The organism is Corynebacterium sp. 401_CJEI (assembly GCF_001076435.1).
Classification (GTDB): Bacteria; Actinomycetota; Actinomycetes; order Mycobacteriales; family Mycobacteriaceae; genus Corynebacterium; species Corynebacterium jeikeium_D.
This window is the reverse complement of record NZ_JVIP01000009.1, coordinates 1-18,198: the sequence shown is the minus strand read 5'-3', so window position 1 is coordinate 18,198 and position 18,198 is coordinate 1. Positions and strand designations below refer to the sequence as shown.

At 58.0% G+C, this 18,198-nt stretch carries 14 protein-coding genes; 1 reads left to right on the top strand and 13 read right to left on the bottom strand.

From position 1 onward, the window contains the following. Window positions 1-14 precede the first annotated feature (14 nt). The 7 genes from galK to ADM64_RS02025 form a co-directional block, all read right to left on the bottom strand. Window positions 15-2,426 (bottom strand): galactokinase, encoded by a 2,412-nt coding sequence (gene galK / locus ADM64_RS11210; RefSeq protein WP_080985596.1) that lies wholly within the window; start codon window positions 2,424-2,426, stop codon window positions 15-17. A gap of 9 nt (window positions 2,427-2,435) precedes the next feature. Beyond that, window positions 2,436-2,717, bottom strand: coding sequence for a hypothetical protein (locus ADM64_RS02050; protein WP_049170832.1), 282 nt, complete (start codon window positions 2,715-2,717; stop codon window positions 2,436-2,438). Window positions 2,718-2,733: 16 nt separating this feature from the next. Continuing rightward, window positions 2,734-4,395, bottom strand: coding sequence for a sodium:solute symporter family protein (locus tag ADM64_RS02045; protein ID WP_172954607.1), 1,662 nt, complete (start codon window positions 4,393-4,395; stop codon window positions 2,734-2,736). A 278-nt stretch (window positions 4,396-4,673) separates the two neighbouring features. Further along, window positions 4,674-5,630, bottom strand: coding sequence for an aldose 1-epimerase family protein (locus tag ADM64_RS02040; protein ID WP_049170826.1), 957 nt, complete (start codon window positions 5,628-5,630; stop codon window positions 4,674-4,676). 157 nt (window positions 5,631-5,787) lie between these two features. Continuing rightward, entirely contained in the window at window positions 5,788-8,055 is a 2,268-nt protein-coding gene (locus tag ADM64_RS02035; protein WP_048733516.1) for a polyribonucleotide nucleotidyltransferase, read from the bottom strand. Window positions 8,056-8,561: 506 nt separating this feature from the next. After that, entirely contained in the window at window positions 8,562-8,831 is a 270-nt protein-coding gene (rpsO, locus tag ADM64_RS02030) for a 30S ribosomal protein S15 (protein ID WP_016422594.1), read from the bottom strand. 141 nt (window positions 8,832-8,972) lie between these two features. After that, window positions 8,973-9,968, bottom strand: a complete 996-nt coding sequence (locus ADM64_RS02025; protein WP_049193032.1) for a bifunctional riboflavin kinase/FAD synthetase — start codon at window positions 9,966-9,968, stop codon at window positions 8,973-8,975. Window positions 9,969-10,032: 64 nt separating this feature from the next. On the opposite strand from ADM64_RS02025, the gene truB reads away from it, so the two are divergent. Further along, a complete protein-coding gene (gene truB, locus ADM64_RS02020; RefSeq protein WP_016422592.1) occupies window positions 10,033-11,019 on the top strand; it encodes a tRNA pseudouridine(55) synthase TruB in 987 nt (328 codons plus the stop codon). Between the two features lie 16 nt (window positions 11,020-11,035). Here the strand turns inward: truB and ADM64_RS02015 are convergent, their stop codons facing one another. The 6 genes from ADM64_RS02015 to infB all read right to left on the bottom strand — a co-directional run. Further along, entirely contained in the window at window positions 11,036-11,749 is a 714-nt protein-coding gene (locus ADM64_RS02015; protein WP_049193011.1) for a 4'-phosphopantetheinyl transferase family protein, read from the bottom strand. Continuing rightward, the gene (locus ADM64_RS02010) at window positions 11,728-13,104 is read right to left on the bottom strand and encodes an MATE family efflux transporter (RefSeq protein ID WP_080985594.1); all 1,377 of its coding nucleotides are present in this window, start codon (window positions 13,102-13,104) and stop codon (window positions 11,728-11,730) included. Before ADM64_RS02010 ends, ADM64_RS02015 begins: the two co-directional genes overlap by 22 nt. Before the next feature lie 4 nt (window positions 13,105-13,108). After that, a complete protein-coding gene (locus ADM64_RS02005) occupies window positions 13,109-14,170 on the bottom strand; it encodes a DHH family phosphoesterase (protein WP_049193010.1) in 1,062 nt (353 codons plus the stop codon). A 42-nt stretch (window positions 14,171-14,212) separates the two neighbouring features. Next, on the bottom strand, window positions 14,213-14,644 hold the full coding sequence (gene rbfA / locus ADM64_RS02000) for a 30S ribosome-binding factor RbfA (protein ID WP_016422588.1): 432 nt from the start codon (window positions 14,642-14,644) through the stop codon (window positions 14,213-14,215). A 361-nt stretch (window positions 14,645-15,005) separates the two neighbouring features. Then, a complete protein-coding gene (locus ADM64_RS01995; protein WP_048733528.1) occupies window positions 15,006-15,734 on the bottom strand; it encodes a hypothetical protein in 729 nt (242 codons plus the stop codon). A 20-nt stretch (window positions 15,735-15,754) separates the two neighbouring features. Further along, window positions 15,755-18,198, bottom strand: a 2,444-nt coding sequence (gene infB, locus ADM64_RS01990; RefSeq protein WP_049193009.1) for a translation initiation factor IF-2, incomplete at its 5' end; no start/stop codon positions are given.

Below are 18,198 nucleotides of genomic sequence, written 5' to 3'. Positions count from 1 at the left end.
GGGGGGAATACCGCCTAAACTAGGCGGCTTGCTCCCGGCCCGGGATTTCCAACGAAAAACTCCGGTTCCGGCATTCCTCTGTCACGGAAGGCCGACGCAACTGCATTCGCTGCAGCACTGACACGGTCGTGTGGCAGCAGCGCAATGGCACTGCCGCCAAAGCCACCGCCAGTCATTCGGGCACCAAGCGCCCCCTGCTCAAGCGCTACGTCCACAGCAAGATCCAGCTCTGGACAGGAAACTTCGTAGTCATTCCTCAGCGAAAGATGGCTTACCACCATCAACGTGCCAAAGGCCTCGAAGTCCCCCTCGGAAAGCTTTTCAATCGCCTGTGCCGTCCGGTCAATTTCGGTAACAACGTGACGTACTCGGCGCGCCACGGTATCAACCCATTGATCCCTATCTGCCTCAGCTGGGACGTTCTCCTTCGCCCAATTGATAGCAGCACCAACTGCATCATCCAGACCGCGGAAATCAGATACCCCAAGACCATTTGTCACGGCATCGATGATTCCGCGACGCGTCGCATACTGACCATCCGAGAGACTATGCCGAACGTTGGTGTTGATTACCAAAACCTCTAGGTCCTCGTCTGCGAAAGCAGCCTTTACAAGCTGGTCAGAACTCTTCGCAAAATCAATGACCAGTGCGTGGTTTTCCTTGCCCTTGATGGAAATACGCTGATCCAGACCGCCGGTAGAGGCACCAATGACCTCATTTTCTGCGCGGATAGCCGCCTCAACAATTCCCTGCTGCTCTTCATCGTTTGGTGCGCGCCCGTGGACGAGCTCAAAGGCTGCAACGCCGACAGAACACTCCAGAGCGGCGGAGCTGGAGAGCCCGGAACCGATCGGAACATCGGAGGAAATCGCAATGTCAAGGCTTGGACAATCCGCGGGCAACAGCCCTGCCTCACGCATAGCCCAGATAGTGCCAACTGCGTATCCCGTCCAATTTGCAGGAGAGTTCGGACCGACATCGGACATTGCGATAGCAACCGGCTTGTCACCGTCTGCGGCGTCGTCCTTGTCCATCAAGTCCGAAACAACTCGCACTGTCCACGAGTCACCAGCAGCCTGGGCACCCACCGCTGCGAAAGTACTCTGTGCCAACGCGAATGGCAGACAGATACCACCGGCATAATCGACATGCTCGCCAATCAGGTTGACTCTGCCTGGGGCGCGGAAGACGCCCTGTGGTTCCGAACCGAAACTGCGGCGGAATTGCTCAGTTACGTCAGATACCGCCTGTTTATGGGAGCGAGTGGGAAGCCAGCGAGTCTGGCCAACTTCCCGGAAGCGGTCAGCGATTGCCTCCGGGGTCGTGTCCGAAATCCAGGCTCCTTGCCCGGACTCTGAACCCGCGAGGAACTTCATGCGTCCTGCAGAGCGCATCATGGAATAGAGCTGCAGGTGGAGGCGGCCAAACTGGTGATCCTCGCCTACCGGAGCTTGGTTCCATGCTGCGATGTACGGCGTTTTGTCGATGCCGGGGAAGAATCGGTCAATACGTCGCAGCAGGTCAAGGTACATTGCTGTCAGTTCGTCCTTCTCCGCATCGGTCAGCTCCTGAAAACTACCGACAGCGCGGTTAGCCATAATCATGACTTCGACTGGCCACTTAGCTGCAGCTGGGACGAATGCGGTGAAGTACTCCCCTTCTGCGATGATCCGTCGACCTGAAGCCTTTTCGGCCTCCAGGACATCCTCAAAGAGGTCACGACCGGTGGTTTCGAAGTGGGCTTTCGCGCGTGAAACAATGGCTGCCGCACGTGGGGGCAGATACGGGTACGAGTAAATCTGCCCATGAGGATGCTGCAGCGTTACCCCAATTTCCTTGCCCCTGTTTTCAAAGGGGAACACCAACCTCACACCTTCGAGCTTGCTGAGTTCCGCAGTGCGGTGCGCCCACGCTTCAATAACGGTGCGAGCACGAGTAAAGGTCAGATCCCGGAAGGAGTCCGAAACATTCGGGGTAAAGCAGACAACCTCGCACCGAGCCAAGGCCGGCTTCCGCGGGAAAATCTCGGCGCCGTCGACAGTTTGGGCAAAGTCATCCGGAACTTCCATGTGCATGGAAAGCGAAGGGAAGCGGTTTTCAAAAACCACCACGTCGTAGTCACTGGCAGGCACCTCTGTGGGAAGTTGTTCCGGCAGCGTCGGAGCTAGTGGGTTCTCACCAGCAGGAGGCATAAAGGTGCGGTTCATGCGGTGCGCCGCGTAGCAGTACCAATCACCTGTCAGCGGATCTTGGCGCAGCTCCGACTCCGTAATCGCCTGTGGCAAATCACGTTCGTCGGTTAACTTTCGAGTCTTTTTGCCCGAGACATAGTCCGGTTCATCGTCGAAGTAGATTAGCTCGCGACCGTCGGCAAGCGTAGTGCGCGTTACCGAAAAAGCGTGAGAAGGCTGGTCATCGGTTGTCATTTTTACTCCTTATGATTCTTCGACAACCGTTGGGCGCAGTTTTGCCCAGGCATAGAAAACGATTGCAAAGAGAAGCAGGGCTATGCCGCTGTACAGGTTATACATCGGCTCTTTGGCAACACTGGTCTCCGGGTTAACTCCAGGATCGAGGAACAGCCACGACAGCAGCAAAATGATGCCGTAAAGACCAAGCAGCGCCCCAATGACATTGCGAATGTCAAAGGCACCTGCTTTCTTATTACCGGTGCTGATAGTCGCTTCTACAGTTGAATTGTTGTGTGTCCGTGACATGATTTCTCACTAGCTCCTATGCGAAAACGATGTTAAGAACTACGGCCATCACCAGGCACAAAATACCCAGCGGAACAGTTCGCTGTAACAATGGCAGCTCTGCCTCAGCAGCGTCTGTGAAGTGAGCCTTCGGCGTGACGGACTTGACGAAGCCCACCAGCTCCTCATCGGGTTTCGGCGTTGTCATGAGCGAAACGACCACAGCCACCACAATATCGACGACGAATGCCACGGAGGCGGCAGCGAACGCAGTGCCTTGCCCCGGCAGCTCAAAGATGGTTGCGCTTGCCGACGTGAACTCGGAGATGTACCAGTACAAAATCGCAGCACCCGTTCCTGCGAGCAGAGACGTCCAACCTGCTGTCGGCGTCATGCGCTTCCAGAACATACCGATAAGGAAGGTAGCGAACAACGGTGCGTTGAAGAAGCCGAATAGCGTCTGCAGGTAGTCCATGACGTTGCCGAAATTATCGGCAATCAATGCGGTGAACACTGCGATGCCGGTCGCGCCAATGGTAGCGATACGACCAACCTTGAGGTAGTAATCATCTGCTCGATTTTTGACGACGTAGGTCTGCCAAATGTCGTAGCTAAAGACTGTGTTGAACGCGGAGATATTCGCCGCCATACCTGCCATAAAGGCTGCTAGTAGCCCTGCAATAGCGATGCCCAGCAGGCCGTTGGGAAGCAAATCTCTCATTAGGTACAGAATTGCGTCGTTAGGCTTGGCAGTCTGATCCATGATGGGTGCGACAGTCGCGCCGGCGATCATGCCCGGCAGCACCACGATGAACGGAATGAACATCTTTGGAAACGCGCCGATAATTGGAGTCTTGCGTGCGGCCGACAGCGAATCGGCTGCCATGGATCGCTGAACCTCCACGAAGTTCGTTGTCCAATAGCCAAAGGACAGCACGAATCCCAAACCGAATACCAATCCGATGACTGAAACTACCGGGTTGTCAAAACCAGAAATATCCGTGCCCGGCCAGGTGTGGAAGTGCGATTCAGTGGCAACTTTTTCCTTAAGCCCCGACCAGCCGCCGACGCTGTGCAGACCGATTAGAGTCAGTGGCATTAGAGCTGCGACAATCACGAAGAACTGAAGTACCTCGTTGTAAATCGCTGCGGACAGTCCGCCCAACGTGATGTAGGACAGCACAATGACTGCAGCGACGACCAATGTCAGCCACAGTGGCCAGCCGAGTAGCGCATTGACCACTTTGGCCAGCAGCAAAAGGTTGATACCCGCGATGAGCAGCTGCGCGACGGCGAATGAAATCGCGTTGACAAGGTGCGCTCCGGGACCAAAACGACGCAGCATGAATTCTGGTACTGAGCGAACCTTGGAGCCATAGTAAAAGGGCATCATGACAATGCCCAGGAACACCATGGCGGGAACCGCACCAATCCAGAAGTAGTGCATGGTCTGGAAACCGTATTCCACACCATTTGCGGACATACCGACGATTTCCACTGCGCCTAGGTTGGCTGAGACGAACGCCAACCCTGTCACCCAAGCCGGCAGTGAGCGCCCAGAGAGGAAGAAGTCAATGGAGCTGGACACTTTGGCTCGTGCAGCCCAGCCAATGCCTAGGACGAATAGGAAGTATAGGGCAACAATGGAGTAATCCACCCATGATGCCTCGAGCCGTAGGGCTGATTGCGCCACTATCACGACGGCCTCCTCACAATTAGGGAGTCAAAACGTATTCAGGAAATGCACGAATTGGGATTTCTTTTTCTCGGCACCTGGCTGGTGCACGCCCATCAAGGCCGTGAAAGTGGCTCGACCTACCCCGAAGTGTGGGGCCAGATAGCCACTATCCGGAACAAAAGGAAGACCTATTCTTTTACATTCGTCCCCAAGTGTATTTTCCATTCTTAATTCCAGGTGAATTAATTAAGAAGGTTTTAACCCGATTGAGGGGGCTGCACTCTTCTGCGCTGGGAAAACTATTTTCCGCCCGTTTCCGCGCGCAGTCCCATGGCAAGAGTTGTTGTCTCTCCAGCCTGAACTCGCAGCAAACCGGTACCGGAGCGTAGCGCATCCGGCGGACATGTCATTGGCTCCACCGCAATCGCATTCCCGTGCCCAGGAAATCCTTCTCGTCGTCCAGCGTCGGCAACATAGACCTGGAAGAAGCGGAATTCATCATCGGCCCAGAGCACAGCACCCTTGCCATTTGGTCCAACCAAATGTGCTTCACGACGGCACGGTGAGTGACTCCCCGCTGCCTCCGCGGCAGCAAAGAAGCAGTGATCCAGCCACAGTCCATCCAGGGATACCCCCTCTCGAAGGCTGGGAACCACTGTCTCCGCTGGCACCGCTGGGCCGGCGGGCAAGTTTCGAATTGGCTCCAGTGGCAGGTTGTTATCAACGGGCAACCGTAGTGTGCAACTGCCGAAGTCAGCGCCCAACGCGCTTAAATAGGGATGCCAGCCCAGACCAAACGGGCACTCCCTATCGCTGCGATTATGCACTGTGAACTCCGCCGATAGGCCATCTGCAGACGTGACTTGCCAGCGCACGGTCATACCGAGTTCCCAAGGCCAGCCCGGTTGCGGCTCAACTTCCACGCCCAAGGTGACGCTGCTGTCATCAGAATCGACCACAGACCAAACGCGATCTGCAACAAATCCGTGAATAGCATTCGCCCGGGACGGCTCCGAAATATCTAGTCGATGGACTTCCCCATCAAAGATGAATACTCCGTCAGCGACCCTGTTCGGCCACGGAGCCAGGAGCGTACCTGCGGACAACGGTGGATTGAACCCTTTGGGATAGTCAGTCAGCAGTGGCAGGCCACAGTACTCCAGTGATCTCGGTCCACCACCGAACTGGGAAATACTTGCGACATAGCCACCGGCCGCAATGTCGATGAATTCATGATCGTGCGCGACAAGTTGCATGCGCAAATTACCTTCCACGTGGGTTCGAAAATTAATCCCTTCGAAACCCGAGATTAACCCAAAACAAAAGCGCGGTTAGGTCAATTTGTGACCTAACCGCGCCATCGCTACACGCGTTGTTGGAGGCTACCTAAAGCACATCCTCCGTCGCCAAGCATTAATCGTCTTCGACCGGAACCAGCGAGATCTTGCCGCGGTTGTCGATATCAGCGATTTCGACCTGAATCTTGTCGCCGACATTGATGACATCCTCGACCTTCTCGATGCGCTTGTCGCCACCGAGCTTGGAGATGTGGATCAGACCGTCACGGCCCGGAGTCAGGGAGACAAAAGCACCGAAAGCGACAGTCTTCACGACAGTGCCCAGGTAGCGTTCGCCGACCTTCGGCAGCTGCGGGTTAGCAATGGCATTAATCTGCTCGATTGCAGCGTCCGCGGCCTTACCGGAAGTTGCCGAGACAAATACGGTGCCGTCGTCCTCGATAGAGATATCAGCACCGGTTTCCTCGGTGATGCCGTTGATGGTCTTGCCCTTCGGACCGATGAGCTCACCGATCTTCGAAGCCGGAACCTTAACGGTGGTGATCTTCGGAGCGAGACCACTCATCTCGTCCGGAGACTCGATGACCTCAGCCATGGTGGACAGGATGGCCAGACGTGCATCACGAGCCTGGGACAGAGCATCGGCCAGAACCTTCGACGGAATACCGTCGAGCTTGGTGTCCAGCTGCAGTGCGGTAATGAAGTCCGCAGTACCAGCGACCTTGAAGTCCATGTCACCGAATGCGTCTTCGGCACCGAGAATATCGGTCAGTGCGACGAAGCGGTTCTCACCGTCAACCTCGCCGGAAACCAGGCCCATGGCGATACCGGCAACCGGAGCCTTCAGCGGCACACCGGCGTTGTACAGCGACAGAGTCGAAGCACAGACCGAGCCCATGGAGGTCGAACCATTGGATCCAAGAGCCTCGGAGACCTGGCGAATGGTGTACGGGAATTCCTCGCGGGACGGCACGACCGGCAGCAGAGCGCGCTCAGCCAGTGCCCCGTGACCAATCTCGCGGCGCTTCGGAGAGCCAACACGACCGGTCTCGCCGGTGGAGTACGGCGGGAAGTTGTAGTGGTGGATGTAGCGCTTGGAGGTAACAGGAGTCAGCGAGTCAATCTGCTGCTCCATCTTCAGCATATCCAAAGTGGTGACACCCAGAATCTGGGTCTCGCCGCGCTCAAACAGCGAAGAGCCGTGGGCACGCGGAATCAGACCGACCTCAACGCCCAGGTCACGAATGTCGGTGACACCGCGACCATCGATGCGGAAGCCCTCAGCCAGAATCTTCTCACGGACAATCTGCTTCATCACTGCGTTGTATGCAGCGCGAATCTGCTTAGATGCAGCTTGCTCGTCGACATCATCGGATACGAAGCGCTCCAGCAGCTGCCCCTCGACGTCCTCCATGTACTCATTGGTGGCGTCATCTCGTTCCTGCTTACCCGGAATGGTGAGCAGCTTGGCCAGCTTCTTAGCGGACTTCTTCTCGACTGCGTTAAAAATCTCATCGCTGTATGCCGGGAACAGCGGGAACTCCTGCGTTTCCTTCGCTGCGCGCTCAGCCAGACCCTTCTGTGCCTCACACAGAACCTTGATGTGCGGCTTTGCTGCCTCGAGGCCAGCGGCGACGATGTCCTCGGTCGGCGCCGGTGCACCGTCAGCAATACGCTTGACGACGGTCTCCCCTGCTCCGGCCTCCACCATCATGATGGCGACATCTTCGACGTTCTTGCCGCGACGCTTGCGGGTGACGATACGGCCAGCGACGACCATCTCGAACAGAGCCTGCTCGTGCTGCTCCTCGGTCGGGAAAGCGACCCATGCACCCTCTGGGTGCTTGTCATCAGCAACAAGCGCGATGCGGACGCCACCGACAGCGCCGGAGACCGGCAGCCCGGAAAGCTGAGTTGCAGCTGACGCGCCGTTGATTGCGACAACGTCGTAACGGTCCTTCGGATCCCAGGACATGACGGTGACAACAACCTGTACCTCGTTGCGCAGGCCCTTGACGAAGGTCGGACGCAGCGGACGGTCAATCAGACGACATGCCAGGATGGCATCGGTAGACGGGCGGCCCTCACGGCGGAAGAACGAACCCGGAATCTTGCCCGCAGCGTACATACGCTCTTCAACGTCGACGGTCAGCGGGAAGAAATCAAAGCCCTCGCGGGGCTGGTTGGAAGCGGTGACGGTGGACAGGAGCATGGTCTCCTCGTCCAAGTAGGTGGTCACCGAACCATCGGCCTGACGAGCCAGCTGGCCCGTTTCAAAGCGAATGGTGCGGGTGCCGAAATCACCATTGTCGATGGTGGCAACGGCCTCGGTAATACCGAAATCCTCATCAAAGAAAAATTCAACAGCCTTGCTGTTGGCCATAGGTTTCTTACTCCTAGAAATAGCGGCGATCATCGATGTCGCCTGTAAAAGATCGAATGAACTTCGTTTGCGTCACGCATTCTACCAGCTAACGCGGAAAGTTCTCGTATTGGACGGATCGGAGATCTCTCACTGCATCTGGGTTCTTGCACCTACGCGGGGTTCTAGGAGTTTGCGGGGCGGGGGCACTTATCGATGACTTTTCTTGACTCATCGATGGTTTACCGTGTCTTATCGACGAATTACCGTGTCTTATCGATGGGGCCCCGGCACTTATGCGCACGCCTTCGATCAGCCCCTCCACATGTCGATGAGGGATTCACTTGTGGCCACGCTACAGCGCATCGATGAGTGAATACCACAACGACAAGTGATCAAAAAAAGACCCGCCGTGAGCTTCCATCCAATGGAAACCCAAACGGCGAGTCTAAAAAGCTTAAAAGCCTTGAATTAACAGAGCAACTTACACCAATGAAGCTCTGACAAACAAGACATTAGGGAGAACCTTAGCGACGCAGACCCAGGCGCTCGATCAGCTTACGGTAGCGCTCAACGTCGTTGTCCTGCAGGTACTGCAGCAGGCCCTTGCGGCGACCGACCAGCAGCAGCAGACCACGACGGGAGTGGTGATCGTGCTTGTGGAACTTCAGGTGCTCGGTCAGCTGACGAATACGTGCGGTCAGCAGTGCAACCTGAGCCTCCGGGGAACCGGTGTCGGTCTCGTGCAGGCCGAACTCCTTGAGAATCTCAGCCTTTTCTGCAGTGTTCAAAGCCATGTAAATCTAACTCCTTGAATCAAATTATGGTCGTTTTTTCAGTCCACATTCTCGGCTTTCCCGGAACCAAACAGCGTCTGGCAACTGGTTCCTCGCAACTGCTTGTGGACCGCAGTCACAGCCGACGTTTTACTTTAACAGCTAATCGGTCTTAGCCAAAATGGCTTCGGTGTCTGCCACGTCCTGGTTCATCCGGTCAATGAGCTCCTCGACCGAGTCGAACTTCTCCATGCCGCGAATCCGGTCGACAAACTCAACCTGCCCGGCGGTGCCGTAGAGGTCCGCATGACGGTCAATCACGTAGGCCTCGACCGTTCGATCAGTGTCTCCAAAGGTCACATTAGTGCCCACCGACACGGCCGCTGGGTAGCGCACCCCAAACTCGATATCGCCCTTCGGGTCCGGCTCCGGGCGGGCTGCCGTCGGCTGAACCGTGAACCATGCCGCGTAGACACCATCAGCCGGGATTGCCAGGCCCTCAGCGAAGTCAATATTGGCGGTCGGAAAGCCCAGCTGCGCTCCTCCACGCCCCTGACCTGGAATAACATCACCATCGACACGGTAGAAGTACCCGAGACACGAGGCGGCTGCGGACACCGCACCGTCGGCAAGCAAACCGCGAATACGTGTCGACGAAACACGTTCGGTCGAGTCCGCGGCAGTGACGTCGAGAAGGTCGACGATGGTGACGTCGACCCCACACTTACAGCCGTGCTCCGGCATAGTCTCGGCGGTACCTGCGGCCTTCTGCCCATAGGTGAAGTTCTGGCCAACGAAGACGGCCTGTGCATTCAGCTTGTCGCGGACAACGGTGCGTACAAAGTCTTCTGCGGGGATGCTGGAGAAGTTCTTGTCGAAAGGCACGACAAGCATGGCATCGATTCCCTCCGCTTCTGCCAGCTCGGCGCGACGGGACACGGTGGACAGTGCCGGCGGCACCTTATCCGGGGCAAACAGCGCTACGGGATTGGGATCGAAAGTCATCAACAGCGACTTCACGCCACGAGCGCGAGCGTCACTGACCGCAGCAGCTATCAGGCGCTTATGCCCAAGATGAATACCATCGAACACTCCGATGGTTACGACCGTGTCCCCCAGGTCTTCGGGTGCATTGTCCAAGCCATACCAAATCTCCACAAAGAGCCAGTGTAACTGGTCACCGTTTAACACACCGCATATAGCGCAACATAGGATTGCGTCTATGACCGACTTCGATCCGATTGCAGACTCCGGCATTGTTATCGTCGACAAGCCCCAAGGCTGGACAAGCCACGATGTAGTGGGCAAACTCCGTCGCATCTTCCGCACCAAGAAGGTCGGCCACTCCGGTACCCTCGACCCAATGGCCACCGGTGTGCTCGTCCTCGGCATCGGCCGCGGCACCCGTTTCCTGCCACATGTCCACGCCGACACGAAGTCCTACCAAGCCACCATTCGACTCGGCGCTGCCACGCTTACCGACGACGCCGAGGGCGAGTTGCTCTCCGAATCCTCGGCGGCATCGGTGACTGATGAAATGGTTCGAGCGGAAATTGCGAAGTTCACCGGCACAATCATGCAAAAACCCGCGGCGGTATCAGCGGTGAAGATTGACGGTGTCCGCGCCTACGAGCGCATCCGCCGTGGTGAGAAGGTCGATATCCCTGCGCGCCCAGTGACAATCACCCGCTATGAGGTTCTGGACATCCGCCACGACTCCGATCCTTCGCGCCCCGGGGAGTGCATCGATATCGACGTGGAGGTCGACTGCTCTGCCGGCACTTTCATCCGCGCCCTAGCTCGTGACTTGGGGGATGCACTGAGAGTCGGTGGTCATCTCACTGCTCTGCGGCGTACTGCCGCCGGCGTTTTCACTATTGATGAGGCGTTGACTATCGACGAGCTCACGGCGAAGGCCGAGCAGTTCGACACCGCCCATCCAGAAATTGCGGAGATGCGACGCCCAGTCCCGGAGCGCGCCGCTTCCTTGCTGCCGATGAGTCTGGACGAGGCCTGCCTGCGTTGCTTTGATACCCGCGAAATTACTGAACAGCAGGCGGCTGATTTGGCTCAGGGCAAGTGGCTGGAGCCGATCGGAAAACCTGGAGTCTATGCGGCGGTGTCACCAACGGGAAAGGTTCCGGCGCTACTCACAGAATCTGGCAAACGGGCTAAGACGGTCTTCGTGGTGCGCCCGGCCACGCTATGACTACCTCTCAAGGATTTTAAGACTGCTCGAGCCACACCGCGGTTGCAACGATGCCTGCACCGCGAGCCCAGAAGCCCTTTACTCCGCGGAAGGCGCCGGGAATCTCACGGTGAAACGTTAGCTGTAAAGGTCCCCCTGTGAGTCCTCGGGAAAAACCTCGCGCTGCTATCCGTTTCTTCCTCGGTTGCACGGAGACTTCGTCGAAGTCCAGCCACTGCCCGACTATCGGCTCCCAGAGTTTGTACATTGATTCCTTGGCGCTAAATTGCACCAGCGGGTCAAGGCGTGCTTCGTCAGTGAGCAAGACTGCATCGATGATTCCTAACTCTAGAGTCTGCTCGACCTCGACATCGATGCCAATCCCCTGCAGCTGTTCAGCGCTCGCGGACACGGCTGCCACGGCCCTGCCGCAGTGGCTAATTGACCCCACGATCCCTTGTGGCCACAGCGGCGCTCCGGTGGCCGACATGCCAATCCCATGTGGGGCAGGCTCTCCTAGCCGTTGCACCGCCTCATGCGCAGCGAGGCGCCCTCGGGTGAAATCACGGATTCGAGCAGGTGCTGCACTATCAGACAGCCTCAACTCAGCGCTACGGAGCTGCTGCAATTCCGCATCACTAAACGGACGCTCGGCATTGGAGTCAATAACCAGCCGGCTACCGGCGGGCAAATGCCTGGCCAGGTACTCCTGGACGTCGGCAAGCACACTCATGAGCTGATGCCGTACCATTTCTCTCCACGGAAACGGGTAGCGACAAAGATGAGTCGCAGAATCATGAAGGCCAAGAGACCGCACCACACGCCGGTCAGCCCCCAGCCAAATGCCTGCGCCAGCCAGACCGGTGGGAGGAATCCGCACAGGACCGCGCTAACGGTGGCGTTACGGAGGAAGGCTGCGTCGCCGGCGCCGAGCAACACGCCATCGAGCGCGAAGACGACACCGCCAATAGGAATCATTGCGACGAGAATCCACCATGGTCCAGCGGTGACTGCGTCAATCACGCCTGTGGCGTCGGTAAAAATGCGGACGATACTGGCATTACCTACTGCGAAAACAGCCGCTAGGCCGAGGGCAATGACGCTTGACCAGACAGTCACGCGCTTGCCAGTCCAGCGGGCAACGGCCGTGGAGCTACCGCCCAACGCTGCACCGACGAGCGTCTGTGCAGCAATCGCTAGCGAGTCGAGCACCAACGAAATCAGGTTCCACAGTTGCAGCATGACCTGGTGCCCACCGAGCGTGGTCGGCCCAACGCGGCCAGCAACCGCTGCGGCGGAGAGGAACGCTACCTGGAAGGACAAGGAGCGAACGATGAGATCGCGGCCGAGGACCAGCTGGCTTTTGATAATGGCGCCATTCGGGCGCATGGAAAGCTTGCGGCTAGAGCACTCTTTGAAAAGACTGCGGAGGAACAGTCCGCCGGTAATCAATTCGCCGAAGAGAACGGCCAGCGCAGAGCCCTCGAGGCCGAAGGCGCGGACCAGCGGCACAATCACAATGGCGGCCGGAACAAGGCCTGAGAGCACAAATAGCAGCGGCGCGCGGGTGTTTTGGATACCGCGCAACCAACCATTTCCAGCCTGCGCAATCAACGTCAGCGGAATGGCGAAGGCAGCAACTCGCAACCACTGCCCGGCATCATGAGCGACCTCCGGATGAGGAGCTAACCAACCGGTAAATACTGGTGCCAACCCCACGATGATGGCAAAGAGGCTAAGGCCCACAAAGATGGCGACCCACGTCGCTTGCAATCCCTCTTCAACCGCCTCGTCCACGTTGCCCCTGCCAAAGGCTCGCGCTGATCGGGCGGTCGTGCCGTAAGCCAAGAAAGTGAGCTGCGTAGTTACCACGGAAAATACCGTCGAACCAGCGGCAAGCGCCGCAAGCTGGACAGCTCCAAGCCGACCAATGACAGCCGTATCCAGCAGCACATAGAGTGCGGGCGCGGCAAGAACACCCAACGCTGGCAGCGCCAGCGAAACGATTGCGCGAAGGCTGACATCTGACTTCGCACTGTGCCCGGTTCGCTCTATGCCAGTGTGCTCAATCTCAGTGTGCTCCTGAGTTTCTCGCGAGTCCGACAATCCCCTAGGCCTCGCTCGTGCCTCGGCGTGCCTGGGCTGCGACATCGCTGGTGTCCAGGATGGCCTGCAGCAGCTCATCCTTGCTGCACTCCCGAGTCAGACCGGCGGCACGCTCGTGGCCACCGCCGTCAATTTCCAGGGCGACCTGGGAGACATCGACAAGCTCGCGAGAACGCAGCGAGACTGCCCACTGGTTTGGCTCATACTCCTTAAGCACGGCACAGACGTCGGCCGCATTAGTCGTACGCACAATGTCCACGACCGATTCAATCTCATCGTGGCCAACTTCGGCGGTCTGGTCGTGCTCAATGACGACGTGGATTAGGCCAGCGCCGTCGCCCCACTCGGGCACCAATGTCGCGGTGGAAAGCACCTTGCCCAGGAATGGAAGGTAGGCAAACGGATGTTCTTCCAGCAGCTGTGCACCAATCGTGCGCGGATTGAGCCCCTTATCCAGCAGGCGCGCCGCTGCAGTGTGCATGCGGGAATGGCCGAACTGGAACGATGCGGTGTCCGTCAACAGCCCTGCATAGAGAGCATGAGCCATCGGCGTGGTCAGCTTGATACCCCAGACACCAAAGAAGTCCAGGAGCACCATGGTCGAGGACTCTGCGCGTTCGTCAACCATGTTGACGGACCCAAAGCGAGTGTTGGTCGCGTGATGGTCAACATTGATAACGCGGTCGGAGGCCATCACGCGATCTTCCAGCGCACCGAGGCGCCCCGGGCTTGCGCAGTCGACAGTCACCCACGTGTCAATGTCTTCATCCAAGTCCGTGTACTCGACAAATCGCTCCCATCCGGGGATGGTCAACAGCGACTTGGCTGGCAAATCGCTCTCACCGTAGCTGGCTACAGCCGAAATGCCACGCTGTACAAGTGCCATGACCATCGCAGATGCAGCACCAATCGCATCCGCATCGGGGTGAACATGGGCAATGACGCCGACCTTCTTGGCGTCGGCAAGCATATCCTGCATCTGCTGAATCGGCTTGGACATGCGGCGATTAATCGCCTGGGAAAGCTGGTGAGCTGCCTGCTCCTGAGCCTGCGGAGAAGTGGTCACGTGGGTGCCCCTTTCATCGATAGATGTGGCCGGTGGAGAGTTTTACTCCTCGTCGCGGTATGGGTTGGCATCGCCTGCGGGCTTTGCGTTTCTCGCCTGCTCAGCCAATTCCGCGTCGCGTGCGCGAGTCTTATCGAGCAGCTCCTCAAGGTGCGCGGAAATCTCCGGCACCGTGTCAACCTCAAAAGCCAGCGTCGGTGTGTAGCGCACACCGGTGCCACGACCGACCAGGGAACGTAGCTGCCCCTTCGCCTTTTCCAGCGCTGCTGCTGCCGACTCGTAGTCCGGTTCCTCGTCGAGCGTACGTCCGCGCACAGTGTAGAAAACTGTGGCGTCGTGCAAATCGCCGGTGACGCGGCAGTCGGTGATAGTCACAAACTCCAGCCGCCGGTCCTTAATCTCACGCTCAATTGCGCTGGCGACAATCTCCTGAATACGCTTGGACAGCCTGCGCGCGCGTGCTGGATCTGCCATTTTTGGCTACTCCCTATCTATCTCTACCTGTGCGTAACGATTCGTAGCTAGACCCCATTTAGCGTGGGGCCTGAAGTGCCCCTTCGCTGACAAAGACCCATTTGGGATCCGGCAAAACGGTTCAATACAAAGGACTGCTAATACTAACACGCAAAACACTACTCAACTTCGAACCGCATGTTTCGCGACTTCGCCCGCACCCGTTTACCGAGTGCAGTCAATTGCTTCGCCGCACGCTCGCCCTTTGTTATTAACCCATTAATCATCACGACAACACTGCCACCACCATCGATGTCATCGACGGCATGGGGAGTCGCTACTACGGAATTGCGCAGCTGAAACGCAGCCTACCCGTACGCTCTTAACGGCGCTCCACGAAGTTGTACATCGGTAACCCATTAACATGGGAGCAGTCAGGCAGTGAATCCATCACACTATCCTGCAATGGTGTTTCTCCCTCGATGCCGAAAATCCATTTAACCGCAGCATTACCTAGCTCCAGCGGATGGAAAAGGTAACTTACCTCACCATTTTTATCCTTGGGCGCCACACTGCCATGGGTTTGTTCCCATTCAGCCACATCCGTCGGATGTAGTACCTCGACGTGTTCACCGTTAGCGAACGGTACCTCAAAATCCAACAGTCGTCCAGAGCTGAAAAACCGCTGCATGTCAAAATCATAGTCTTCGCAGCTTGCTTCTAATTCCCTGGTAGGAGTCTTATAGTGGCAGAAATCGACAACACTATTGATGCACAGTGACCAACTTTCGCGAGGATCGTTCGCCAACGCTGGGTCCTCAATAAGGTCGTATACGTCGTCGGTCCCGAAAAGCAGCGTTGGCCCAAACGCTACCGCGTGGAAGTACCAATTATGACCATCCTCAATGGTTTCTTCGGAATCAAAGGCGAATTTCCCTGGCCAAATCTTGTCCAATTGCGCAAGAGTCTCCTCTGCGCTCGCAGGAGGATAATTCAAAATATTCGTTCGCGGCAGTTCATCTGAGAGTGCAAAGAGATTAGTTTTGAAGCCCATAACGAACACGATACGCAAAAAGGCGCTCCCCGAAGGGAGCGCCTTATCAAAGTTCACGCAGTGTTTAGCTTACGTTGCTACGTGCGCGGAACCTCGACCATCTCGTAGACCTCGATAACGTCGTCCACCTGGATGTCCGGGTAAGACAGCACCATACCGCACTCGTAACCGGCTGCGACCTCGGTAGCATCGTCCTTCTCTCGCTTCAGCGACTCGATAGTCGCCGAATCCGTAATGACGTTGCCGTCACGAACCAGGCGAGCCTTCGCGTTGCGGCGGACCTTGCCGGACTCGACCATACAGCCGGCGATGAGGCCAACTGCGGAGGACTTGAAGATGGCGCGAATCTCTGCACGACCAATCTCCTTCTCCTCGTAGACCGGCTTGAGCATGCCCTTCAGAGCAGCCTCAACATCCTCGATAGCACGGTAAATCACCGTGTAGTAGCGGATGTCAACGCCCTCAGCGTTGGCAACCTCTGTGGCCTTACCCTCGGAGCGAACGTTGAAGCCGATGATGACGGCGTCAGACGCAGCAGCCAGCGTGACGTTGGTCTGAGTAACAGCACCGACACCACGGTCGATGATGTTCAGTGCGACCTCGTCGTCGACCTCGATCTTGAGCAGGGCTTCTTCCAGTGCCTCGACGGTACCGGCGTTGTCGCCCTTCAGGATCAGGTTGAGGGTGTTGGTCTCCTTCAGGATCTCGTCCAGGTTCTCCAGGGAGACGCGCTTGCGACGACGTGCTTGCAGCGCATTACGACGACGTGCGTCGCGGCGGTCTGCAATCTGGCGGGCCGTACGATCCTCGTCAACAACCAGGAGGTTGTCACCAGCACCCGGTACGGAGGTCAGGCCGAGCACCTGAACCGGACGGGAAGGACCGGCCTCATCGACGTCGTTGCCGTACTCATCGACCATGCGGCGAACACGACCATATGCGTCACCGACAACGATGGAATCACCGACGCGCAACGTACCGCGCTGAACGATAACGGTTGCCACCGGACCACGGCCACGGTCAAGGTGAGCCTCAATGGCGACACCCTGAGCGTCCATATCCGGATTGGCGCGCAGATCCAGCGAAGCATCGGCAGTCAACAGCACTGCTTCGAGAAGCTGATCGATGTTGAGACCTTGCTTAGCGGAGATATCGACGAACATAGTGTCGCCGCCCCACTCTTCGTCAGTGAGACCGTATTCAGTCAGCTGACCACGAATTTTCTGCGGATCTGCAGTTTCTTTATCAATCTTGTTGACTGCAACGACAATCGGCACATCAGCGGCCTTGGCGTGGTTAATAGCCTCAACCGTCTGCGGCATGACGCCGTCATCAGCTGCAACAACCAGAATCGCGATATCGGTCGACTTGGCACCACGAGCACGCATGGCGGTAAACGCCTCGTGACCCGGGGTATCCAAGAAGGTAACCTTGCGCTTCTCACCGTCGAGCTCCACCGGCACCTGGTAGGCACCGATGTGCTGGGTAATACCACCGGACTCGTGGCCACCGACGTTGGCCTTACGAATCGTGTCCAACAGGCGCGTCTTACCGTGGTCGACGTGACCCATCACAGTTACCACTGGCGGGCGCTGCTCCAGGTCCTCATCGTCGCCCTCGTCCTCACCGAACTGGAGGTCGAAGGACTCGAGGAGCTCGCGGTCCTCATCCTCAGGCGAGACGACCTGGACCTTGTAATCCATCTCGTCGCCGAGCAGCTGCAGGGTCTCGTCGGAGACCGATGCAGTTGCCGTCACCATTTCGCCGAGGTTGAACAACGCCTGGACCAGCGATGCTGCATCGGCGTTAATCTTCTCAGCGAAGTCAGACAGGGATGCACCACGTGCGAGGCGAATGGTCGTGCCCTTACCGTTGGGCAGCTTAACGCCGCCTACCACGGATGGTGCCTGCATTGCCTCGTACTCGTTGCGCTTCTGACGCTTCGACTTACGTCCGCGACGCGGGGCGCCTCCTGGTCGCCCGAATGCACCTGCAGTTCCACCGCGACGTCCGCCGCGACCACCGCGCGGTCCGCCACCCGGGCCACCCGGGCCGCGACCACGGCCGCCGAAGCCACCGCCACCGCGGCTTGCCTTTGCAGGCATCTGCCCCGGGTTCGGGTGCGAAGGCATCATTGCCGGAGTCGGACGATTGCCGCTCGGCTTATTACCGCGGCCCTGTCCACCCTGCGGGCGAGGGCCACCCTGGCGTGCTCCCGGTTTCGGGCCCGGACGGCCGTTTCCACCCTGCGGGCGAGGGCCACCCTGGCGTGCTCCCGGCTTCGGGCCCGGACGGCCGTTTCCACCCTGCGGACGCGGCATGTTGGACGGCCGCGGTGCCGGACGGGAGGATCCGCCGGTCGAGAATGGGTTGTTCGCCACACGCGGTGCGCGTGCGCCTGGCTTCGGCCCTGGCTTCGGGCCAGCAGGCTTCGGCGGGCGTGGCATTTCTTGTCCCGGCTTCGGCGAACGGGACGGTGCAGCTGGCTTGGCACCCGGCTTTGCCGCCGCTGGTGCAGCAG